Here is a 22,618-nt window from a genome sequence, read left to right as displayed (position 1 = left end):
CCCTGCTGCCCCCACGCCTCGCACGCTCGGCGCGGGCCCCTGCAGCAGGGCCGTACGCCAGCGGCCCAGAACTCATCGAGTTCTGGGCCGCTGGCGTTCACAGGGTCGGGTCAGCCGGCGGCGGCGTCCCGCTTGCGTGCCCACAGGGCCCGGGCGACGCCGTCGCGGCCCTCGCTGACCAGCCGGCGCAGCGGTGCCGGGACGTCGTCGCCGGCCAGGAAGGCGTCGGCCGCGGCGAGCGTGCGCTCCTCGATCACCTTCGGGAACAGGTACTCGACGGCGTTCTTCGCGATCTCGCCCGGCCGGCGGTCCCACAGGCCGCGGATGTCGGCGAAGTAGCGCTCCACGTAGGGCGCGGTGAGCTCCTGCTGGGCCGGGTGCCAGAACCCGGCCACCATCGCCTCGTGCACGGCGTTCGGGATCGACTCGTCGGTGAACGCCCGCTCCCAGGTCTCCGCCTTGGACTCGGCCGTCGGCCGGAGCGCCCGGGCGGTCGCGGCCCGGCGGGCCCCGGTCGCCGTCGCGTCGCGCTCGGACTCGGCGTCGATCTCGGCGTCCCCGGCCGCCCCGACGGCGACCAGCCCGTGTAGGAACGCCCAGCGCGCATCGGCGTCGACGGCCAGCCCCTCGAGCGTCCGCGACCCGTCGAGCAGCCCGCGGAGCTCGGCCACGTGCTCGTCGCTGCGGGCGGCCGCGGCGAGGGTGCGCGACCACTGCAGCTGCGCGTCGCTGCCCGGCTCGGCGCTGTGCAGCGCGGCCAGCGCCTTGTCGCCCAGCAGCTCCCAGCCGGTCGGCGCCCAGGCCGGGTCCGCGTAGGCCGACAGCGCCGACTGCACCCGGGCCAGCAGGGACTGGACGACGCTGATCTCGGACTCGGCGTCGACGCCGGCGAGCACCAGCTGCACCCACTCGCGGGCGGGCAGCTCGCCGTCCCGGGTCATGTCCCAGGCCGCCGACCAGCACAGCGCCCGGGGGAGCGATTCTGGGAGCGCGCCGATCTGGCCGCGCAGGGTGGCCAGCGACCGCTCGTCGAGCCGCAGCTTGGCGTAGGTGAGGTCGTCGTCGTTGACCAGGACCAGGTCGGCGGCCGGGTGGCCGACCAGCTCGGCGACCTCGGTGCGCGCCCCGTCGACGTCCAGCTCGACGCGGTGCGAGCGGGTCAGGCCCTCAGGGCCGGAGCTGTACAGGCCGACCGCCAAGCGGTGCCGGCGCAGCACCGGGTGCGCGGGGACGGCGGTCTGCTCGATGGCGAAGGAGCTGTACCGGCCGTCCGCATCGAGGGAGTGCACCGGCCGCAGGGTGTTGACCTGGCTGGTCTGCAGCCACTGCGCCGACCAGTCCGACAGGTCGCGGCCCGAGGCCTCCGACAGCTCGCTGAGCAGGTCGTCGAGGGTGGTGTTGCCGTACTCGTGCTTGCGGAAGTACCGCCGCACCCCGGCCAGGAACTCGTCCCGGCCGACGTAGGCCACCAGCTGCTTGAGCACCGAGGCGCCCTTGGCGTAGGTGATCCCGTCGAAGTTCACCTCGACCGCCGCGACGTCGACCATGTCGGCCGCGATCGGGTGGGTCGAGGGCAGCTGGTCCTGCGCGTAGGCCCAGGACTTCTCGGTGTTGGCGAACGTCGTCCAGGCGGTCGTGTACTCCGTGGCCTCGGACTGGCACAGCGTGGAGATGTAGGTGGCGAAGGACTCGTTGAGCCACAGGTCGTCCCACCAGCGCATGGTCACCAGGTCGCCGAACCACATGTGCGCCAGCTCGTGCAGGATCGTCTCGGCACGCCGCTCGTAGCGGGCCCGGCTGGTCTTGGACCGGAAGACGTAGTCCTCCAGGAAGGTGACCGCGCCGGCGTTCTCCATCGCCCCGGCGTTGAACTCGGGCACGAAGAGCTGGTCGTACTTGTCGAACGGGTACGGGTAGTCGAAGACCCGGTGGTAGAAGTCGAACCCGGCCTTGGTGACGGCGAAGATCTCGTCGGGGTCGAGGTGCTGGGCCAGCGACGCCCGGCAGTAGATGCCCAGCGGGATGCCGTCGTGCAGGTCGGTGACCCGGGCGTAGGGGCCGGCCACCAGCGCGACCAGGTAGGTCGAGATCCGCTTGGTCGGGGTGAAGTGCACCAGCTGGGAGCCGGCGTCCCCGGCCTCGATGGTCCGGTCGCCGGTGTTGCTCACGACCTGCCAGTCGAACGGCGCGGTGACGTGGACGGTGAACGTCGCCTTGAGGTCGGGCTGGTCGAAGCAGGCGAACACCCGTTTGGCCTCGGCCGGCTCGAAGTGCGTGTACAGGTAGACCTGGGAGTCCTCGGGGTCGACGAAGCGGTGCAGCCCCTCGCCGGTGCGCGAGTAGCGGCAGTCGGCGTCGACCACCAGCTCGTTGTCCCCGGCCAGCCCCGGGAGGACCAGGCCCCCCTCCTCGGTGTAGCCGCTGACGTCGAGCTCGACGCCGTTGAGCGTGGCGGAGCGGACGCGTTCGGCGACCAGGTCGACGAAGGTCTCGGCACCCGGGGTGCGCGCGGAGAAGGTGAGGGTGGTGACCGAGCGGAACGTCTCCTCGCCGGGATGGCCCTGGCCGTCGGTCACGTCCAGGAAGAGGTCGTAGCTGGAGACGGCCAGCAGCGCGGCGCGGGCCGCGGCGTCGTCACGGGTCAGGTTGGGGACTGCCACGGGACGGAGCCTCCCATGCGGGGGCGACGGTCTCCTCCCGGTGTGCCCTGGTGGGCGACCGGGAACAACGGGACGGCGACCGGACTTGCTGGCCGCAGACGACCCGGGCACCGCCCGGCAGGAACGACGAGACCCCGAGGAGCACCCATGACCGAGGCAGTGCAGAGCGCGCCCACGAAGGCCCGCGTCGACTTCTGGTTCGACCCGCTGTGCCCGTGGGCCTGGCTCACCAGCCGCTGGGTGCTGGAGGCCGCCAAGGTGCGCGACATCGACCTGCACTGGCACGTCATGTCGCTGTCGGTGCTCAACCGCGGGCGCGACCTGACCGAGGACTACCAGCAGATGATGGAGCAGGCCATCGGCCCGGTCCGCGTCGCCATCGCCGCCGCGCAGCAGCACGGCGAGGGGGTGCTCGGCGACCTGTACACCGCGATGGGCACCCTGCGCCACCACGAGGGCGTCGAACTCCCCGACCTCATCGCTCCGGCCCTGGCCAAGGTGGGCCTGCCCGCCGAGCTGGCCGAGGCGGCGGGGTCGACCGAGTACGACGAGGCGCTGGAGAAGAGCCACCACGAGGGCATGGACCCGGTGGGCGACGACGTCGGCACCCCGGTCATGCACATCGACGGCGTCGCCTTCTTCGGCCCGGTCATCAGCAAGGTCCCCACGGGTGAGGAGGCCGGCAAGGCCTTCGACGGTGCCGTGCTGCTGGCCAACCTGCCGGACTTCTGGGAGCTCAAGCGCACCCGCACCACCGGGCCGGACATGTCCTCCGTCCCCGCCGACGCCCTGGAGCTCAGCCGCTGACGTGGAGTGCCAGCGCATCGTCTTCGGAGCGCTGGCACTCCATGACGAGGGGTGCGGCATCCTGACCGGGTGCCGCGCCCCCTCCGTCAGCGGATCTTCATCACCGGCGCGAGCTCCGGGCTCGGCGCCGGCATGGCCCGCGAGTTCGCCGCCCGGGGCCGCGACCTCGTGCTGGTGGCCCGGCGGCTGGACCGCCTGAGGGAGCTGCGCGAGGAGCTGGTCGCCCGCCACCCCGGCACCCGGGTCGTGGTCGGCGAGCTGGACGTCGACGACCCCGGCGCGGTGGCCGAGGTCGTGCCGCGGCTGGCCGGCGAACTGGGTGGCATCGACCGGTTCATCGCCAACGCGGGCATCGGCGAGAGCGCCTCGATCGGCACCGGGCACGCCGCCCGCAACCGCGCCGTGCTCGCCACCAACGTGCTGGGCACCCACGCCACCTGCGAGGCGGCGATGGAGCTGTTCCGCGCCCAGGACGCCGGCCACCTGGTGGTCGTCTCCTCGGTGGCCTCGGTGCGCGGCATGAAGGGCGGCCGCTCGGCCTACGGGGCGAGCAAGGCCGCGCTCAACTCGCTGGCCGAGAGCATCCGCGCCGACGTGCTCGGCGGCCCGATCGCGGTGACCACCGTGCTGCCCGGGTTCATCGCCACCGACATCAACACCGGCCGACGCGGTCCGTTCACCGTCGACCTGCCCACCGGTGTCGCTGCGCTGGTCGCGGCGGTCGAGCGCGAGCCGGTGCGCGCCTACGTGCCCGAGTGGCCCTGGCGCCCGGTCTCCGCGCTGCTCCGCGTGCTGCCGCTGCCGGTGGTCCGGCTGCTCAGCTGATGAAGGACCCGGGTCCCCCCACCCTTCGCACGCTCAGGGTGGGACCCTGACCCGGGCCAGGGCGACCGTCCGGGTCTGCTCGTCGAACGCCGGCGCGGACCCCGGTTCGGTGAGCCAGCGGGCCAGCAGCGCCAGCTCGTCGCGCTGCGCCACGACGTAGGCCGCGTCCACGACCGCGCCGTGCCCGGGGACGACCGGGCCACGCGTCTGCGCCAGCAGCTCGGTGAGCGTGGCCGCCCACTCCAGCGGGAAGGCGTCCTCCATCGCCGGCGGCGCGCCCTCCTCGACCAGGTCGCCGGCGAAGACGACGTCGTCCACCGCGACCACCAGGTCCGCCCCGGTGTGGCCGCGGCCGAGGTGCCGCAGCGACACCGCGCGGCCGCCGACGTCCAGCACCGCCGCGTTGCCGACGAGGTGGTCGGGCGGGTCCACCGGCGCGGCGGCGACCAGCTCCGCGGTCGGGTCGCCGTCGGCCAGCAGGGCGGCGACCACCGCGGCGCGCTGCTGCTCGGCGGTGCTCAGCAGCTCGGTCACGCAGTCCCGGTGGGCCCAGATGGCGGCCGGCCGGAAGGCGGCGTTGCCGAAGCAGTGGTCGTGGTGGGCGTGGGTGTTGACCACCGTCCACGGGTGCGGGGTGACCGCCCGCACCGCCTCGGCCAGCGCACGGCCCTCGCCCAGGTGCGAGCGGGTGTCGACGACCAGGCAGGCGTCCTCGCCCACGACCAGCCCGCAGTTGAGGTCGAGGTCGTGGTGACGGCGGACGAACACCCGGTCGCCGACCTCGACCCAGCCGGCGGTCACCAGCAGATCCGCATCGGCCGGCCGCGGGAGTCCCTCGTCCCGTCGCCCACGCACTGCTCGGTGCCCTCGGCGATCCGCCGGGCCGACCAGGCGGCGGCGCAGGCGTCCAGCGCGTCGACCGCCGGGACGCCGACCGGGGCGTCGGCCAGCGCCTCCTCGACGTCCATCACCGCGCGCAGCGCGGCCAGTCGCTGGACCGTCCCGCGCGCGGTCCCCTTGCGGTCGGTGACGCCGCCCAGGCCGCAGCGGAACGCCAGCTCGGGGTGCACCTCGACGACCCGGTCGGTGGACGGCGACCCCAGGGCGTCGTCGAGGGCGCGGATGGACCGGACGAGTTGGAAGGCCTGCGCGGACGGCGCCCGCGGTGGGTCGGTGGCCGCGCGGGAGATCGCCCGGGCCTCGGCGTAGTCATCGGTGACCAGCACACCGCGCACCGGCGTGGGGAACACCGAGCTGGCGGCGCCGACCAGCAGCGCCCGCGCGGCGACGTCGCAGGCCCGGACGCCGTCCTCGGACAACCCGATGGGCATGTCGATGGCGACCACCGACACGTCCGGGACGGCGAGCACCGCCGCGACGTCGGGCAGCGCCAGCAGCCGGACCGTCCGCCCGTCCAGCAGCGCGCCCACCCAGGCACCCCGCCAGCCGTCCACCCCCAGCACCGCCACCAGGTCAGCCTGCCAGTCGCCGGGCGTCCGGGGGGCCTGCAAGGATCGGCCCATGCGCGTCTTCCTCGGGACCGACCACGCGGGCCTGGAACTGAAGTCCCACCTCTTGCAGGTGCTCGCCGACGAGGGCTTCGAGCCCGTCGACTGCGGCGCGCACAGCTACGACGCGGAGGACGACTACCCGCCGTTCTGCTTCGCGGTGGGGGAGGGGGTGGTGACCGAGCCCGGCACCCTGGGCATCGTCATCGGCGGCTCGGGCAACGGCGAGCAGATCGCCGCGAACAAGGTCCCCGGCGTGCGGGCCGCCCTGGTCTGGAACACCGACACCGCCAAGCTCGCCCGCCAGCACAACGACGCCAACGTCGTGTCGGTCGGCGGCCGGCAGCACAGCGTCGCCGAGGCCACCGAGCTGGTGCTCACCTTCCTGCGTGAGCCGTTCAGCGGCGAGGCCCGGCACGTCCGCCGCATCGGGCTGGTGTCGGAGTACGAGCGCGACCGGCACCGCCCGGCCGGCGGGCTGCCCACCGACACCCCGTGAGGCCGCCGCGGTGACCGGGGACGAGCTGCGGGCGGCCGACGCGGCCGTCCAGGAGCTGCTGGCGCGGGTGCCGGACGGCTCGGCGGCGGTCCCGCTGCTGGCCACCGACGTCACCGGCGTGGCCCTCCACGTCACCTCGTGCCTGACCTGGTACGCCCAGGACCTGGTCGCCGGGCCGGTCGAGGTGAGCGCCTTCGACCTGGTCCGGCGTCCCGAGGCCGAGCTGGCCGAGATGCGCCAGCAGCTCGGCGCCGCCACCGAGGTGCTGGCCCGGGTGGTCGACGCCGCGGACCCGGCCGAGCGCGGCGCGCACCGCTGGGGGCTGGCCGACCCCTCGGGCTTCGCCGGCATGGGCTGCGCGGAGCTGCTGCTGCACGGCTGGGACGTCGCCGACGGCCGGGGCCTGGACTGGGCGCCGTCCCCGTCGCTGGCCGACGCGACGGTGACCCGGCTGTTCCCGTGGGTCCCGCCGGACCCCGACCCGTGGGCGGCCCTGCTGTGGGCCACCGGCCGCGGCGAGCTGCCCGGCCGCGAGCCGGTGACCTCCTGGCGCTGGCACTGCGCCCCGCTGTCCGAGTGGGACGGCACCCAGCCCCGGTGACGTGCTGGCCTCCTAGAAGAGGTCGGGGCACCAGGGCGCGACCGGCCAGCTGAACGCCGTGGAGGCGGCGACCACGGCACCCGGGCTGACCTCGGTCACCCGGCCGGCGGCCTGCAGCGAGGCGAGCGAAACCCCGCCCAGGTAGGCAGCGCTGAGCGCCTCGATGTCCAGCACCAGGTCCGGGTCCCGGTCGGTGCGGTCGCAGAACGCTCCCGCCGGGTGGCCCCAGACGTGCCAGCGCCCGTCGTTCCAGTCGCAGAACCGGTCGCGCACCTCGAGCACCAGGTCGATCCGGGCCGGGTAGCGGCGGGCGGACAGCGCCCGGCCGACGTCCACCAGCCGCACCCACAGTGCGTCGACCGGCCGCGCGTGCCAGGCGCGGGGGTCGGCGAGCAGGTGCCGCAGCGGGTCGTCGGCCGACAGCGATGGGGCCTCCACGGTGCGGACCAGGTCGATGCCGAGCAGGAACCGCCAGAGCGCGGCGTACGCGGTCGGGGTGGCGGCGCGGACCTCGGCGACGGTGAGCGTGCCGGTCGGTTCGCCCTCGTCGGTCCAGCTGCCCCGGACGCGGTAGAGCGCGTAGCCGGTGACCTCGCCGTCGGCCTCGGTGTGCAGCACGTGCTGCCGGGCGGTGCCGCCGCGGCGGTCCTCCGGCCGGTCCAGCAGCACTCGGTCCCACCAGCGGTCGTCGCGGGCGAGGTTGCCGGGCACCTGCCGGCGAAGCTGGTCGTAGAGCCGGGCGGCGGCCGGCCGGAGCACCTCGACGTCGACGAGCGCGACCCGTCCGGTGCCGCAGTCGACGTCCGGGCGCAGCCGCAGCCGCTCGGTGGCGCCGGTCCAGCCGCCCCGCCAGCTCGCCGGGGCGTAGCCGAACCGGCCGTAGATGCCGGCCTCCGCGGCCCACAGCGCCGCCACCGGCTCGCGCCCGGCGGCGTGCACCTCGCTGAGCTGGCGCCGCATGACCGCCGTCAGGACCCCCTGCCGGCGGTGGGTGGGCGAGACGGTGATCCAGGTGACGCCGGCGGTCGGCACGGTGGCCCCGGGGACGGCCATCTCCAGGCTGTAGATGCCGGCGGTGGCCGCCACCCGGTCGCCGTCGAACAGGGCGAGGGAGCGGTCGAGCTCGGCGATCGGCGACGGCGTGTCCTGGTACGGACCGTCCGGCGCCTCCCCGAACGTGGTCGCCATCGTCGCGGAGAACTGCGGCCACTCCTCGGCGGTGATCGGACGGAGCTGGTCGGCGAGATCGGTCACGGTGGCTGTCTACCGGTCCGGGACGACGATCCGCCAACCAGTTCCGCCCCGACCTCAGGAGCTGCCGGCCGGCAGCCGGTGCAGCTGGCGTGGCAGCCACCAGGTCCGCTCACCCAGCAGCGCCATCGTCGCCGGCAGCAGCACCCCGCGCACCAGCGTGGCGTCGATCAGCACCGCCACTGCCAGCCCGACGCCCAGCTGCTTGAACTGCAGCAGGGACAGCGTCGCGAAGATGCTGAACACGGCGACCATCACGACCGCGGCGCTGGTGACGACCCCGGCCGAGCGGGTGACCCCGCGGGTGATGGCGAGGTCCATCGGGATGCCGGCCTGGGCGGCCTCGCGGACCCGGGAGACGACGAACACGTGGTAGTCCATCGACAGCCCGAACAGCACCACGAACAGGAACAGCGGCAGCCAGGACACGATCGCCCCGGTCGAGCTGAACCCGAGCAGGCCCTCGGCCCAGGTCGACTGGAACACGATCACCAGCACGCCGTACGCGGCGCCCACCGACAGCAGCGTGAGGACGGCGGCGATCAACGCCACGGCCAGCGACCGGAACGCGACCGTCAGCACGACGACCGTCAGCGCCAGCACGAAGCCGATCACGATCGGCAGCCGCTGGGACATGGTGTCCCCGAAGTCGAGGCTGCCCGCGGTGTCGCCGGTGACGGCGGCGGTGACGCCGGGCAGCGACCCGACGGTGCCGGGGATCACGTCCTCGCGCAGGTGGGCCAGTGCGGCGACGGCGTCGGCGCTGTCGGCGTCAGCGGTGCCGGCGATGCTCAGCCGGGCCACGGTCCCGGCCGGGTTGAACTCGACGACGTCGGCGGCCGAGGGGTCGGGCAGCTGCCCGGTCAGCTCGGCGGTGGCGGCGCTGACGGCGGGGACGTCGAGCGGCGCACCGTCGGTGCGCCACAGCACGACCTGGTCCGTGCTGCCCTCCTGCGGGTAGGCCGCGGCGATCGCGTCGTAGCTGCGCAGCACCTCGCTGTCCCGGCTCAGCGACTCCAGGCCCGGCATCGCGGTGTGCATGCCGACCGCCGGCGCGGCGACCGCGAGCAGCACGCCGGTGCCCAGCGCCAGGGAGATGCCGGGGCGGGCGACGACCCGGTGGACGACGGCACCCCACACCCGGCTGTCGTCGGTGCGGCCGACCAGCCGGCCGAGCAGGGGCAGGCGCGGCCGCTCGATCCCCCTGCCGAGCAGGGCCAGCGTGGCCGGCAGCACGGTGAGCGACCCGAGCACGGAGACGGCGACGACTCCGATCGTGCCGGTGGCGAACGAGGTGAAGACGGCGTTGCCGGCCAGGTACATGCCGGCCATCGCGACCGCGACGGCGATGCCGGAGGTGAGCACCGCCCGGCCGGAGGTGGCGGCGGCGAGCTCGACCGCCAGCCGCGTCGAGGCGCCGTGGCGGCGCTCCTCGCGTGCCCGGCGGACGTAGAACAGCGCGTAGTCCACCCCGACGGCCATGCCGATCAGCAGGACGACGCTGGAGGTGCTCTCGTCGACCGGGCGCAGCTGGGAGACCAGCGACACCAGGCCGAGCGCGCCGCCGACGGCGGTGATGCCCAGCAGGACCGGGACGCCGGCGGCCAGCAGCGCACCGAAGGCGACCAGCAGCACCACCAGCGTCACCGGCAGGGTGAGCAGCTCGGCCCGCTGGAAGTCCTCGTCGAGCTGGTCGCCGACGACCGCGTCGATCGAGCTGCCGCCGGACTCGGCGACCAGCACGTCCGGGTGGTCGGCCTGGACCCCGGCGACCGCGTCCAGCACCGGGCCGACGGCGTCGGCCGCGGCGTCGTCGGCCGCGGCACCGGTGGCGCCGCCGACCTCCAGGGTGACCGGCACCAGCAGCGACGTCCCGTCCGCCGAGGGCACCGGGTCCCCGACGGAGGCGACCTCGTCGAGGCTGCGGACGGCGGCGGCGACGGCGTTGGCCGCCGACGTGCCCTCCGGCCCGATCGGTGACCCGTCACGGGTCTGCACCAGCACCTGCTCGACCGGTGGGTCGGGGAAGCCGGCGTCGTCCAGGACGACGTCGGCGCGGCCGGACTCGCCGCTGCCGCTCTCCGCCCCGGTCAGCGTCCTCGTGCCGGTGGCGCTGCCGAGGACGACGGCCAGCACCACGCCTACCACCCACAGGGCGACGACGGTCCAGCGGTGGGTGGCGCTCCAGCGGGCGATGGAGACCACCGCCCCGGCCCGCTGTCGGGGCGGTGTCTCGGGCGGTGCGGTCATCACGGGAGCGCTCACGGCGGGGCCTCTCGGGGTCGGGCGCCGCGGCTGCGGCGGCACTGCCTCGACGCTGGCCGACGCCGGACCCGGGGTCATTGCCGCTGGCACCCCGGCGGGAGTCGGGCTGGCCCCACCCCCGCTCGCCGGTCAGCCCGACGTCACGGCCGCTGCTCACCCCGTCGGCGGCGGTCGTCAGGTCGCCGCAGGTCACCTGGGAGGCGAGCTCGAGCTGCTGGGCGGTGGCGTCGGGAACCGTGACGCTGGGCCCGTTGGCCGCTCGCGGACCGTCGAGCTCGATGACCGTGCGGGCGACCGGGCTGGCCGACCGGAGGGTGCCGTCGACCACCGCACCCCGGTGCGGTCCGCACGCCGCACCGGACCGACCCGTCGGCCGTGTCGGGCCCGCTGTGGGGTCAGCTGCGCAGGTAGGCCAGGGTGGCGAGCACCCGGCGGTGCTGGTCTTCGTCCGGGGAGAGGCCGAGCTTGGCGAAGATGTGCTGGGTGTGCTTCTCCACCGCGCCCGGGGTGACCACGAGCTGCCGGGCGATCGCGGTGTTGGAGGAGCCCTCGGCGATGAGCTCGAGCACCTCCCGCTCCCGCGGTGACAGCGACCGCACCGGGTCGTCGCGCCGGCGGCGGGCGAACAGCTGGGCGACCACCTGCGGGTCGAGCACGGTGCCCCCGGCCACGACGTCGTCCAGTGCGGTGAGGAACTGGTCGACCTGGGCGACCCGGTCCTTGAGCAGGTAGCCCACGCCGCCGGCGCCGTCGGCGAGCAGCTCGTCGGCGTAGGCGACCTCGACGTACTGGGACAGCACGAGCACCGCCGTGGCCGGGACGGCGCGGCGCGCCTCGACCGCCGCGCGCAGCCCCTCGTCGGTGTGCGTGGGCGGCATCCGGACGTCGACGACCGCGACGTCCGGGCGGTGCTCGACCACCGCGCGGACCAGGCTGGGCCCGTCGGCGACGGCGGCGACCACCTCGGCGCCGGCCTCGCCGAGCAGCCGGATGAGCCCCTCGCGCAGCAGCACGGAGTCCTCGGCCAGCACCACCCGGCGGTGGGGGACGGCGCCGGCGGTCACGGGCACGGGAGCTCTCCGATCAGGCGGGTGGGGCCCCCGCGGGGGCTGTCGACGAGGAGCACCCCGTCGACGGCGAACAACCGGTCGGCGAGCCCGGCCAGGCCGTGCCCGGGGGCCAGCACGGCGCCGCCCTGCCCGTCGTCCTCGACCTCCACCCGGAGCCTGCCGTCCTCCCGGGCGACGGACACCCGGGCGAGGGCGGCGTCGCTGTGCTTGGCGATGTTGGCCAGCGCCTCGCTCACCAGGAAGTAGGCGCTGTTCTCCACCGCCGGCGCCAGCCGCTGGCCCCCCGGCAGCTCGACGGCCAGTTCGACCGGGACAGGGGAGCGCGCGGCGACGGCGGCCAGCGCGGCGGCCAGCCCGCGGTCGGCGAGCACCGGCGGGGCGATGCCGCGGGACAGTGCGCGCAGCTCCTCCAGGGTCTCGCGGGTCATCGTGGCCGCCTCTGCGAGCGTGCTGCGGGCACCGTCGGGGTCGCTGTCGATCATCCGCTGGGCGCGGTGCAGGTCCATGCTCAGCCGCACCAGCCGCTGCTGCGGCCCGTCGTGGATGTCCCGCTCGAGCCGGCGCAGCGCCACCGCCTCGGCGGCGACCGCGGCGTCCCGGCCCTCGGACAGCCGGCCGATCTGCGCCTGCGTGCCGGCCCGCAGGGTGAGCAGGGCGCGGCCGAACTGGGCCTCCAGCAGGGCGCTCGCCCGGACGACGGCGGGCAGCAGCAGGGCGAGGAGCAGGCCGATCGCGGTGTGCACGAGCACCCGGTTGGTGGAGGTGTCCTCGAGGCCGAACGCCTCGGGCAGCGTGACGTTCTCCTCGTCGGTGCCGTAGGGGATCGACCAGTCCCAGGCCACCGACGTCAGGCCGCCCAGCGCGACCGCCCACCAGGTGACGACCACGACGAACGCCGGGATCGACACGACCATGCGCAGCAACGCGTGCACCACGTCCAGCCAGCACTGCGGGTCGCGCAGCGGCTCGACCAGCCGGCGCACCAGGGAGGCCTCGGGGGCCGCGCTCCGGTAGACCGGGGAGGGCACCTCGCGCTGCAGGACGCCGGGCAGCCGCATCCGCTCGACGGCGGCCAGACCACGGGCGACCAGCAGCGTGAGCGCCAGCAGCGGCAGCCCGACCCAGACGACCAGCGTGCCGATCCCGACCGCGAGGCCGGTGACGACGAGGACGAACGCGGCGATCGAGAGCGGGAAGCCGACCAGCACGTAGGCGGTGTCGACGCCGAGCTGGCGCCACCAGCGGCGGTGCTCGTGGACGGTCTCGGCGGAGCCGGCCGGCAGGGGGAGCTCGGCGGTGGAGGTGGTCACGCCGACCAGCCTGCGGGCGCGTGGCGGGCGGTCCCAGCCCGCTGGCTGGCCACTGCCGCTTCGGGTTGTCCCGATCCCGCGCCGTCCCGCTCGCCGTCCATGTCGAGGGCGATGCTCCCGGCGTGTGCCCGCGGTGTCCAGGGGCGGGCCCCCCGTCAGGGTGCCGGGGTGGCACGGTGCACCCTAGGGTCGGCGGTCAGCCGACGTGTCCGCGGATCGGCTCCCCGGGACCCTTCACCCGGACGGCCGTGGACGCGAGAGGAAGGTCATGCGCCGTCTCGGGACCGTTGCGTCCGCCCTCGTCACCCTGGTCGTGCTCGCCGGGTGCACCAGCTCCGACTCCGGTGACGGTGGCTCGGCTGGGACCGCGTCGACCGACGCGCCGGGCGATCAGGCGGTGACGGCGGCGCCCGGGGCGCCGCGCACCCTCATCGCCGACGCCGACCCGGTGGCTGCCGCGGTGTCCACCAGCCGGGCGCTGTTCGGCGGCTCGCCGGTCGCCGTGCTGGCTGCCCGCGACGACCCGTCGGCGCAGCTGCTCGGGGCGGTCTCCGCCGTGGGGCTGGGGGTGCCGCTGCTGGTGGGCGGCGACGGGACGGCGGACGCCGTGGCCCCCGAGCTCGACCGGCTCGGGGTGCAGACGGTCCTGGCGGTCGGGGAGGGCGCCGCGACCGCGCTGCCCGACGACGGCGGGATCGACGTGGTGACCGTCCCCGCCGAGGCCGGCGCCGTGGCGGAGGTGACCGGGCTGGACCTGGCCGCCGACCAGCCCGTCGCCGAGCCCGACCGCGCGGCCGCGGTGGCGGCGCTGGCCCCCGACGCGCTGCCCGCCCTGCATGCCGACGGCGCTGCCGCCCCGACCGGTGCGGCGGAGCCCTCCGGCGAGCTGCCGGCGGTCGACCGGCCGGAACCGCTCGAGGACGTCGTGGTGCTGGCCAGCGGCAACGGGGACGCCCTCGCCGGCATCGCCACCGCCCGGGCAGCAGGCGCCGAGGTGCTGCTGACCGGCGGCGGCACCGACCCGCGCAGCTCGGGCGCGGTGGTCGAGCGGCTGGCCCAGCAGCCGACGGTCGTGGTGCTCGGCGCCGACCTGGCCGGCGCCCCGGGGATCGACTGGAAGTTGGACACCGCGGCCAGCGGCACCCAGCTGCCCGGCGGCGGCCAGCTGCTCTTCCCGCAGCACATGCTGGTCGCGCTGTACGGCATCCCGGGCAGCGGCGCGCTGGGGCTGCTGGGGGAGCAGGACCTGCAGGGCTCGATCGCCCGGGCGCAGCAGACCGCCGACCAGTACCGGCCGCTGGTCGACACGACCGTCGTCCCCACCTTCGAGATCATCGCCACCGTCGCCTCCGGGTCCGCAGGCCCGGACGGCAACTACTCCGCGGAGGCCGACGTGGAGTCGCTCCGGCCGTGGGTCGAGGCCGCCGGCGCGGCCGGGCTCTACATCGTGCTCGACCTGCAGCCGGGCCGCACCGACTTCCTCACCCAGGCGAAGCAGTACCAGCCGCTGCTGGAGCTGCCCTACGTGGGGCTGGCGCTGGACCCGGAGTGGCGGTTGAAGCCGGGGGAGGTCCACCTGACCCAGATCGGCCAGGTGGGGGTGGACGAGATCAACGGCGTGGTGACCTGGCTGGCGGACCTGACCCGCGAGCGCGCGCTCCCGCAGAAGCTGCTCGTGCTGCACCAGTTCCAGGTCCGCATGATCACCGACATCGAGCGGCTGGACACCTCCCGGGACGAGCTCGCGCTCATGGTGCACGTCGACGGGCAGGGCGGTCAGGCGGCCAAGCAGGACACCTGGCGGGTGCTCCACCAGTACGCCCCGGCAGGAGTGGCCTGGGGGTGGAAGAACTTCGTGGACGAGGACGTCCCGATGCTGACCCCCGAGCAGACGATCGAGCAGGTGCTGCCGACCCCGGAGTTGGTCACCTACCAGTAGCGGCGTCCCTTGGTTCTGTCGGTGCCCTCCGGCAGGATCGGCCGGGACGTCGACGAGGAGGTCCCGCGATGACCGGTGTGATCGCCGAACGACCCGGAACGGGCCTGGCCAGCGAGCTGGAGCCCCGCCTGGCTGAGCACCGCCGCGAGCTGACCGGCTACTGCTACCGCATGCTCGGGTCGGCCTTCGACGCCGAGGACGCGGTGCAGGAGACGATGGTCCGCGCCTGGCGGTCGCTGGACCGGCTGCAGGGCAGCGGCGCGCTGCGCTCCTGGATGTACCGGATCGCCACCAACGTGTGCCTGGACGCCCTCGACGGGCGCAAGCGCCGGGCACTGCCGGTCGACCTCTCCGAGGAGTCCTCGGCCCCGATCGAGGCCTCGCTCGACGGGGTGCTGCCCGACGGCGCCTGGGTCGAGCCGGCGCTGGACCGGCAGGTGCTGCCCGTGGGCGGCGACCCGGCCGACCTCGCGGTGCAGAAGGAGTCGGTGCGGCTGGCCTTCGTCGCCGCGCTGCAGTTCCTCCCAGCCCGGCAGCGGGCGGTGCTCATCCTCCGCGACGTCCTCCGCTGGAAGGCCGACGAGGTCGCCGGGCTGCTGGAGACCTCCGTCGCCGCGGTCAACAGCGCCCTGCAGCGGGCCCGGGCCACCCTCGCCGCGCAGCAGGCCGCGGCGCAGCCGGCCCGGCCGGAGGTCGCCGCGGACCAGACCGAGCTGCTGGACCGCTACCTGGACGCCTTCAGCCGCTACGACATCGAGGCGCTGGTCGCGCTGCTGCACGAGGACGCGGTGATGGACATGCCGCCCTACGCCATGTGGCTGCGCAGCTCTGCCGACATCGGCACCTGGCTCGGCGGGCCGGGCGCCGAGTGTCGCGGGTCCCATGTCGTGCCGTTGGAGCTCAACGGCAACCCGGCGTTCGCCCAGTGGCGCCCGAGCGGGCCGGGCGGGTCGTTCGAGCCGTGGTCGATCACCGCGCTGGAGTTCGGGGTCGACGGCCGCGTCACCCGGATGACCGCCTTCCTCGACACCCGGCTGTTCGACCTGTTCGACCTGCCGCGGAACCCGTCGCCGTCGCCGCGATGAGTTCCGCCGGTGGCGGCGGTCTGGAGAGCATGACCGAGACCAGGACCGAACTGCTCCGCGACAGCGCCGCCTTCAGCGGCTTCTCCGTCGACGACCTCGACGCGGCACGCACCTTCTACGAGGGGGTGCTGGGGCTGGAGACCAGCGGTGAGCCGGCGATGGGCGGGATCATGCACCTGCACCTCGCCGGGGGGCGGGACGTGCTCGTCTATGCCAAGGGGCCCGGGCACAGTCCGGCCACGTACACGGTGCTCAACTTCCCGGTGCCCGACGTGGACGCCGCGGTGGCCGAGCTCGCCGCCCGCGGTGTCCAGTTCCTCCACTACGACGAGCCCCCGACCGACGAGAACGGCGTGATGCGCGCCGGCGGACCGCTGATCGCCTGGTTCACCGACCCGGCAGGCAACGTCTTCTCCGTCATCGAGCAGAGCTGATGAGCCGGCTGGTCTACAGCACCATCTGCTCCCTCGACGGGTACATCGCCGACGCGGACGGGAAGTTCGACTGGGCCGAGCCCGACCCGGAGGTGCACGCCTTCGTCAACGACCTCGAGCGGGCGGTCGGCACGTACCTCTACGGCCGGCGCACCTACGAGGTGATGGCGGTCTGGCAGACGATCGGCGGCCCCGAGCACCCTGCCGTCGAGAACGACTACGCCGACATCTGGCGCGCCGCCGACAAGATCGTCTACTCGACCACGCTCGAGGCGGTCAGCACACCGCGGACCCGGCTGGAACGAGCCTTCGACCCGACGGCGGTGCAGCAGCTGAAGGAGTCGTCGGACCGCGACCTCGGCGTCGGCGGTGCCGCGCTCGCGGCGTCCGTGTTCCGCGCCGGGCTCGTCGACGAGGTGCACCACCTGGTGCACCCGGTCGTCGTCGGCGGGGGTACCCGGGCGCTGCCCGACGGGGTGCGGCTGGACCTCGAGCTGGTCGACGAGCGCCGGTTCGCCGGCGGCGTCGTCCACCTGCACCACCGCCGCCGCAGCAGCTGAGCCGGCGGGGCCTTGTCCGGGCCGTGGCCCGCTGCCACGGTGGGAGCAGGCACTCATCGAGGAGCACCCATGGCCGAGCTGCCCGTCGTCTACCACCTGCCGGGGTGTCCGTACTCGGCGAAGCTCCGCGCGAAGATGACCCTCGCCCGCATCCCGCACCGCAGCGTGCGGTTCCGGGACGACGAGGAGGGCGCCGCAGCCGTGCGTGCCCACCACCCGCAGGGGTGGGAGCTCTCCCCGACGGTGCTCATCGGCGGCCGGTACCTCAGCAACCCGACCCTGGCCGAGGTCCGCGAGGCGCTCGCGCACAGCTGACGCCCCGGGGCAGGCTGTCGCACCCGCCCTGCTCACCCCGCCGGCGGCGCCCGGTCAGCTCCCTCCGTGCGTCGGCATGCCCGGGACGGGCTTGCGAGCGTGGCCAGCGTGGCCAGCGCGACGACGTCACCGGTGTCGCCTGACCGAGCAGGCGCAGGACCCCGGGGCGTCGCGGAGAGCGGGTGACCGGGATCGAACCGGCATGGCCAGCTTGGAAGGCTTGACCGTCCGAGGGGGTTTGGGCAGGTCAGCGGGCCGTCAACAGCACGAAAGGCATCAGCGTGTCCGCTGTGTGTCCCTAGCGAGCGGTGGAGGCCCTGACCGTGCCGGTCAGGACGGCGTCCAGCGCTCGGGCGATCTCGTCGTCTCGATGGTCGACCGCATGCTGGTAGCGCATCGCTGCGGCGGGGGAGGCGTGCCCCAGTCGCCGCATCAGCTCGGCCGTGGTGGCGCCGGTCTGGGCGGCCCACGTTGCACCCGTGTGGCGCAGCTCGTGGGGACGAACCGGCGGCAGCCCGCACGTCTCGGCTGCGCGGCGGAACGTCTGACCCCAGTTGGAGCGGGCCAGGTAGCCGCCGGAAGCTGTGCTGAACACGAGCGCGTCCGGCGAGTCGGGGACGTACTGCTCCAGGTGATCGGCTAGTACAGCGGCCACGGACGGTGGCAAGGCCACCGACCGGCGGCCCGCCTCGGTCTTGGGCTCGCCGACCGCCCACCGGCCACCGACATAGCGGACCGAGCGCTCCACCAGCAGACGCGTGCAGTCGTCGAGGACGTCGGATCGGCGGAGCGCGGTCGCCTCGCCGAAGCGCAGGCCGCTGAAGGCCAGCACGAGGACGAGCACCGCATAGCGCTTGGTCCGCACGTCCTGGGCCAGGTGGCCGGCGATGGCCTGCACCTCGCGCGTGGTGAGAGAGCGCGACGGGCGGGCGGTCTTCGGCGTACTGGCGTTGCGCAACTTGCAGGGATTGGCCGCGATCACCTCATCGGCCACCGCGACGCCGAGAAGCGAGCGCAACAGCCGGTACGACTGGGCGAGCGCCGTGGGCCCGGTGGTCTTCACAGCCTGCGCGTGCCACGCCCGCACCTTGGCGGGGGTGACGTCGCCGACCGGCACCAGCTCCCAGTGCTCGGCCAAGTGGTGCTTCCACAGTGAGGTGTACAGCCCGCGTGTGGACTCCCGCAGGTCGTTGCGGGCCAGGTACTCGTCGGCGTAGGAGCCGACGCTGCGCGTGCCGGCCTCTGGCGCGCGCCAGGTCTTTCTGACGACGTCGGCTTGCTGGATCGCCAGCCATGCCCGTGCCGCCGACTTGGTGGGGAACGTGGCAGACCGGCGCTTCCCGTCTGGCCCGGTACAGCGCGCTCGCCAGTTACCGCTCTTGAGCTGGGTCAGCGACCCGAAGGCGGTCCGCGTCTGCTTGGTTGCCATGGGGCACCCTCCCGTGTCCTTCGCAGGCTGGCAACGCTTCAACCGATCGCGCGCATGAGCCCGATACACGAGCGGTGGTGGGGTCGGTCGCCGACCCTGCACCTGCGACGTCCGATCCTGGCGGCTGGGTCGTCGCCAACCGATGCGTCAGCGCCGAGCTCGTGGCGGGGCGATGGGCTCCACAGCGCGAGCATCCAGGTAGGCGTCGAGGTCTGACTGCCAGAAGCGGAGCGACCGTCCGGCGTACGTGTGCTTCACCTTGCGTTCGGCGACCAGCCGGTAGATCAGGCGCGGACCGCAGCGGAGGTACTCGGCGGCGCTGTCGACGTCATGCAGACGGTTGGTGGCGCCGACCGACGACCGGGCGCTTTTGGGTGCCACGCTATGGCTCCTTCTCTTGAGACAGCGCACCTGCGACGACCGGAGGTCGCTGGCTGCTGACGTTGCATGCCTGTCGAATGAGAAGGCGCTGCGGGTGGCGCAATAACTGACACGGTCACGGGCGTAGTTTCGTCGCTCGGCGCAGGAGCCGAGCGTGGTCGGCAGGGCACGGTCATGCGCAGTCAGCCGCCAGCAGTCAGCCGCGGGGCTGATTGACATCGGGGGGTGCTGGAAGCACCCGTTGGCGAGCTCGAGCGCCTGGCTCAGTCAGAGGAACGTCACTGAATTCCAGGCGCTTCGAGCCAGCGCCCCGCACGGTCGAGTAGACGCGCAACCCCATCCACTCGCCAGGACCAACCCGCCGTTTGCCATCCCTCTGCGACAACTATCCAGGGTCGTAGTAGGGTGGGTCGTAGTTCACCGCACAACGCTTTGCGCCGGCGGACTGCGGCTGGCCTTCTCCGTGTCTTCGCTCGATCGCGGCCGGGTACAAGTGGCATCGACCCGTGCCGCGGCTCGCGGCATGCCGCTCGCCGGTAGCTGCGCCTGACCCCCTCTCGGCGGCCGCCTGCCCCCGTTCTGGCGGCCGCCGAGAGGGCCCCACTTCAGCTCCGCCACCGGACCATCGCCAGGGCCGAGTCCGGAAAGGCTCAGCCGCGTCAAGGATGCCGGTCAGCCTGCTGCCCATGCTGCGAGGCCGACCGACGGCCATTCACCGTGGTGTTCGGCATGTGACAACCCCTGTGTGGTCAGTGCACCGATGCGGTCATCAGCCAAGGGCCTTACTCGGCTCACGTGCCTTCACGTCGACTCGGACCAGCCCGGCCAGGCTCGACTTGGAAAGATGCCCTCCCACCGCGGTGGTGGACCCACTCCCGTACCACCGACACTGTTCCCGGTCTCACTCATCTGGCACCTGACCGGGCAAGGGTCTCGACCGACGGCCGGAAAGGGCGGTGTCTCGCCGGTGATCGACGCCTGGTCGACTCCGGGTACGCTGGCAGCAACATGACCATCGGCCGGAAGCCGCTCGCTGACTGCGCCGCGACGTGGTGACCAATCGTGAAGTCGGCGATCGGGGGGGGCTGGGCGGATCGTAGGCGACCGAGTCGCCGACAATGGCTGGCTGGCGCGCGCGGTCACGGGGCAGACGCGTGATGTCACAGGTAGATGCCCTGTTCGGCTAGCCAGTCGAGGGGATCTACGCGACGTCCGTCCAGGCCGCCGGCCCAGACCTCGAAGTGCAGGTGTGGGCCGGTGGAGAAGCCGCGAGACCCGACCCGCGCGATGAGTTCGCCGCTCTCCACGATGTCGCCGGCCTCGACCAGGACCTGCTCCATGTGTCCGTACACGGTGACGTCGCCATTGAAATGCTGGATGTAGATGGCATTGCCGTAACCGGTGGCCGGCCCGGCGCGCAACACCGTTCCGGCTGCGGCGGCGTACTCGGGAGTCATCATCGGGGCGGCGATGTCCACGCCCCAGTGCATCTCTCCCCACCTCATGGCGAAGGCGGTGGTGAGCACGCCCGCCAGCGGCAGGCTGCGACGCTCGGCCTCAGCTTTGGCCTCGGCCTGCTCACGCTCGGCCCGTGAAGCCTGCACCTGCTGCACGCGATCGGCGGCTTCAGTCAGGGCAACGTCGCGGCGTGGGTCTGTCTCCCCGCCGAAGTTCGCGTCCGGTCCTGCAGCTTCCAGCGCCGTTGTGACGGGCTGGCTGTCTGCGGCGCCCGAGTCGATGATCGTCAAATTCAGGCCCATGGTGAGGGCCCCGAGTACCGCTGCGACGAGCAGCGCAGGTCCCTTGCTCGCAGGAGTGGCCGGTAGTCGGATTCCCCGCCTCATGGCACTACGTCTAGCCTCTCGCGTCGCGCTGTTCAGACGCGTCTGCACGAGACCCCCTTCCTACTAGCCGAATTAGTAGAGGGTAGGGCGGTCGCCCGCACAGTGCGTTACGACGCGCTGACAGGGGGCTCAGCTTGGTGGTCACGGTGGATGCCGGCCTCGACGGCCAGTCCGCCGAGCAGGTCGTCCAGTCGGGCTTGAGCATCATCGCCGCCACCGCGCGACAGGCCGGCGGCTGTTCCGACGGTTGCTGTTCGGTTTCCAGCGTCGGACTCCGCCGAGGACAAGCGAATGAAGACCCGCTCCCGGCGAAGGAGGAGATTCGCGACCAGGCCAGCCAAAAGCATGATCGCGCTACCGAGAACTGCGACCTGGGCCGGGTCGTGCGAGACCTGGAGCGCCGCGAATTCCCGGAAGCCGTCGAAGCGCACCGACGTGCCGTCGTCGAGGGTCGCGCTCTGCCCGATCGTCAGGTTCACGGCACCGATCTTCGAGAGGGCACCCACGTCGATCTGACGTTGGTCGAGTTGGAAGACCGACTGCGGGGCGCCGGAGTCCAAGCCGAGGTAACCGCGGTAGGCGATGATCGCGACCTGAGGGCTGAGTGGTCGCGCATCCACTGACCTGAGGACCCCGTCGGCGACCATCCCGGTCGGCGCGAAGAAGCCCGCCAACGCGAAGCCGTCACCGGAACCGTCACCCAGGTCCGGCAACTTGACGACGCCCTGGCTGCCGAACGTGCGACTGTCCTGAGGCAGGAACGGTGCCGACAGGGGGCCGAATGTCTGCCCGTTCGGGAGCGTGATTGTGAACGTCGGGCTGAAGCCGTGTCCGGTCACGTACAGCCGGTCGCCTTCCAAGCGGAGCGGATCGTTGACTCCGATCCGCGTAGTCCGCTTCGCCGCTCCTGGCCGGTCTTGGACCGCGATGTCAGCGGTGAAGGAGGCGGGGGTGCCGTTGAGTTCGTAGCTGGCGTTGAAGTCCTCGAGGTCGAAGCAGAGGGGGCTGAGGTTCTGTTGCTTGACCAGTGGGCCCGCCCGGTACTGGTCGTACTGCTGGAAGGAGTTGCAGAACCCGTCACCTTCGGTGACCAGGATGTTCCCCTCATAGCCCCACAACTTGCCGCCCGCGACTGCGAGCAGCAGGACGAGCAGCGAGATGTGGAAGACGAGGTTCCCCGTCTCCTTGAGGCGTCCGCGTTCGGCTGCCAGCTCAACGCTCTCTGGGGCCTGCCGGCGGTTCACTCGGAACCGCTTGTGCCGAAGTCTTTGCTCCGCTGCATCGGCCGCGTCGTCGACGGTGGTGTCGGTCCGCCATGTGAGATGAGCCGGAAGACGATGCAGGTGCCGCGGAACGGGCGGCGGCCCAGCCTTGAGGCTGCGGGCGTGCTCCAGGCAACGCGGGATCAGGCACCCGACCAGGGACGTGAACAGCAGCAGGTAGACGGCAGCGAACCAAGGGCTGGCGAACACGGCGAACATGCCCAGCCGGTCCAGCAGCGGCGCAAGGGTGGGGTGGTCGCGGTAGTAGGAGGCGACCCCGGTAGGCGACAACGACCGCTGCGGCAGCAGCGAGCCCGGGATCGCGGCTAGCGCCAGGAGGAACAGCAGCACGATGGCCGTGCGCATGCTGGTCAGTGACCGCCACTGTCGCAGCAACCAACGGCCTGACCAGGTGGCGGGGCGGCGCCGTGGGGGCGTGACCGGATCGGACGTGTTGTGCGTTCGCACATCGGTCACGCGAGCCCTCCGGGCGGGGATGGCTGGCCGTGGGCGGCCACTCGCGAGTCAATCTACTAAGCCATCTAGTAGTGATCCTGACTCGGGCTGTTGCCC

At 73.3% G+C, this 22,618-nt stretch carries 20 protein-coding genes; 9 read left to right on the top strand and 11 right to left on the bottom strand.

All coding sequences use genetic code 11. The features are described from left to right. Positions 1-110 precede the first annotated feature (110 nt). On the bottom strand, positions 111-2,660 hold the full coding sequence (gene pepN, locus FHL79_RS13480) for an aminopeptidase N (RefSeq protein WP_138759102.1): 2,550 nt from the start codon (positions 2,658-2,660) through the stop codon (positions 111-113). Between the two features lie 147 nt (positions 2,661-2,807). On the opposite strand from pepN, the gene FHL79_RS13475 reads away from it, so the two are divergent. Further along, the gene (locus tag FHL79_RS13475) at positions 2,808-3,467 is read left to right on the top strand and encodes a mycothiol-dependent nitroreductase Rv2466c family protein (RefSeq protein ID WP_138759101.1); all 660 of its coding nucleotides are present in this window, start codon (positions 2,808-2,810) and stop codon (positions 3,465-3,467) included. Positions 3,468-3,536: 69 nt separating this feature from the next. Continuing rightward, positions 3,537-4,292, top strand: coding sequence for an SDR family oxidoreductase (locus FHL79_RS13470; RefSeq protein WP_138759100.1), 756 nt, complete (start codon positions 3,537-3,539; stop codon positions 4,290-4,292). Between the two features lie 33 nt (positions 4,293-4,325). On the opposite strand, the gene FHL79_RS13465 is transcribed toward FHL79_RS13470, so the two are convergent. Further along, positions 4,326-5,093 carry an MBL fold metallo-hydrolase gene (locus FHL79_RS13465; RefSeq protein ID WP_138759099.1) on the bottom strand — a complete coding sequence of 256 codons (768 nt, stop codon included), beginning with the start codon at positions 5,091-5,093 and terminating at the stop codon, positions 4,326-4,328. Continuing rightward, positions 5,090-5,815 (bottom strand): DUF429 domain-containing protein, encoded by a 726-nt coding sequence (locus FHL79_RS13460; protein WP_246080757.1) that lies wholly within the window; start codon positions 5,813-5,815, stop codon positions 5,090-5,092. Before FHL79_RS13460 ends, FHL79_RS13465 begins: the two co-directional genes overlap by 4 nt. On the opposite strand from FHL79_RS13460, the gene FHL79_RS13455 reads away from it, so the two are divergent. Both FHL79_RS13455 and FHL79_RS13450 read left to right on the top strand, forming a co-directional pair. After that, the gene (locus FHL79_RS13455; protein WP_138759098.1) at positions 5,814-6,299 is read left to right on the top strand and encodes a ribose-5-phosphate isomerase; all 486 of its coding nucleotides are present in this window, start codon (positions 5,814-5,816) and stop codon (positions 6,297-6,299) included. The two genes, FHL79_RS13460 and FHL79_RS13455, sit on opposite strands and share 2 nt — an antisense overlap. A 10-nt stretch (positions 6,300-6,309) precedes the next feature. Next, positions 6,310-6,900: a hypothetical protein gene (locus tag FHL79_RS13450; RefSeq protein ID WP_138759097.1), complete on the top strand. Its 591-nt coding sequence runs from the start codon at positions 6,310-6,312 to the stop codon at positions 6,898-6,900. A gap of 12 nt (positions 6,901-6,912) precedes the next feature. Here FHL79_RS13450 and FHL79_RS13445 read toward each other — a convergent pair whose 3' ends face one another. From FHL79_RS13445 to FHL79_RS13430, 4 genes are all read right to left on the bottom strand, one after another. After that, positions 6,913-8,154, bottom strand: a complete 1,242-nt coding sequence (locus FHL79_RS13445) for a GNAT family N-acetyltransferase (RefSeq protein ID WP_138759096.1) — start codon at positions 8,152-8,154, stop codon at positions 6,913-6,915. Positions 8,155-8,208: 54 nt separating this feature from the next. Then, a complete protein-coding gene (locus tag FHL79_RS13440; RefSeq protein ID WP_246080755.1) occupies positions 8,209-10,416 on the bottom strand; it encodes an MMPL family transporter in 2,208 nt (735 codons plus the stop codon). Between the two features lie 395 nt (positions 10,417-10,811). After that, positions 10,812-11,486 (bottom strand): response regulator, encoded by a 675-nt coding sequence (locus FHL79_RS13435; protein ID WP_246080754.1) that lies wholly within the window; start codon positions 11,484-11,486, stop codon positions 10,812-10,814. Beyond that, complete coding sequence (locus FHL79_RS13430; RefSeq protein ID WP_218938459.1) at positions 11,477-12,796, bottom strand: sensor histidine kinase; 1,320 nt, start codon at positions 12,794-12,796, stop codon at positions 11,477-11,479. The genes FHL79_RS13435 and FHL79_RS13430 overlap by 10 nt, the downstream gene beginning before the upstream one ends. 268 nt (positions 12,797-13,064) lie before the next feature. Between FHL79_RS13430 and FHL79_RS13425 the strand changes: the two genes are divergently transcribed. From FHL79_RS13425 to FHL79_RS13405, 5 genes are all read left to right on the top strand, one after another. Continuing rightward, positions 13,065-14,735, top strand: a complete 1,671-nt coding sequence (locus tag FHL79_RS13425; protein WP_138759095.1) for a hypothetical protein — start codon at positions 13,065-13,067, stop codon at positions 14,733-14,735. A gap of 68 nt (positions 14,736-14,803) precedes the next feature. Continuing rightward, positions 14,804-15,820, top strand: coding sequence for a sigma-70 family RNA polymerase sigma factor (locus tag FHL79_RS13420; RefSeq protein ID WP_138759094.1), 1,017 nt, complete (start codon positions 14,804-14,806; stop codon positions 15,818-15,820). A gap of 29 nt (positions 15,821-15,849) precedes the next feature. Further along, complete coding sequence (locus tag FHL79_RS13415; protein ID WP_138759093.1) at positions 15,850-16,254, top strand: VOC family protein; 405 nt, start codon at positions 15,850-15,852, stop codon at positions 16,252-16,254. After that, positions 16,254-16,814: a dihydrofolate reductase family protein gene (locus tag FHL79_RS13410; protein WP_138759092.1), complete on the top strand. Its 561-nt coding sequence runs from the start codon at positions 16,254-16,256 to the stop codon at positions 16,812-16,814. The genes FHL79_RS13415 and FHL79_RS13410 overlap by 1 nt, the downstream gene beginning before the upstream one ends. 69 nt (positions 16,815-16,883) lie before the next feature. Then, entirely contained in the window at positions 16,884-17,129 is a 246-nt protein-coding gene (locus FHL79_RS13405) for a glutaredoxin family protein (protein ID WP_138759091.1), read from the top strand. Positions 17,130-17,427: 298 nt separating this feature from the next. Here FHL79_RS13405 and FHL79_RS13400 read toward each other — a convergent pair whose 3' ends face one another. The 4 genes from FHL79_RS13400 to resB form a co-directional block, all read right to left on the bottom strand. Then, positions 17,428-18,558 (bottom strand): tyrosine-type recombinase/integrase, encoded by a 1,131-nt coding sequence (locus FHL79_RS13400; protein ID WP_138759090.1) that lies wholly within the window; start codon positions 18,556-18,558, stop codon positions 17,428-17,430. Positions 18,559-18,705: 147 nt separating this feature from the next. Beyond that, positions 18,706-18,939 (bottom strand): helix-turn-helix domain-containing protein, encoded by a 234-nt coding sequence (locus FHL79_RS25120; protein ID WP_171058157.1) that lies wholly within the window; start codon positions 18,937-18,939, stop codon positions 18,706-18,708. Between the two features lie 1,160 nt (positions 18,940-20,099). Then, positions 20,100-20,687, bottom strand: a complete 588-nt coding sequence (locus FHL79_RS13390; RefSeq protein WP_246080752.1) for a M23 family metallopeptidase — start codon at positions 20,685-20,687, stop codon at positions 20,100-20,102. A 203-nt stretch (positions 20,688-20,890) separates the two neighbouring features. Next, complete coding sequence (gene resB / locus FHL79_RS13385; protein WP_138759087.1) at positions 20,891-22,411, bottom strand: cytochrome c biogenesis protein ResB; 1,521 nt, start codon at positions 22,409-22,411, stop codon at positions 20,891-20,893. Positions 22,412-22,618: the final 207 nt, after the last annotated feature.

The organism is Modestobacter altitudinis (assembly GCF_005930475.1).
Classification (GTDB): Bacteria; Actinomycetota; Actinomycetes; order Mycobacteriales; family Geodermatophilaceae; genus Modestobacter; species Modestobacter altitudinis.
The sequence above is the reverse complement of the archived record's forward strand: the minus strand, read 5'-3'. Positions and strand labels throughout refer to the sequence as shown.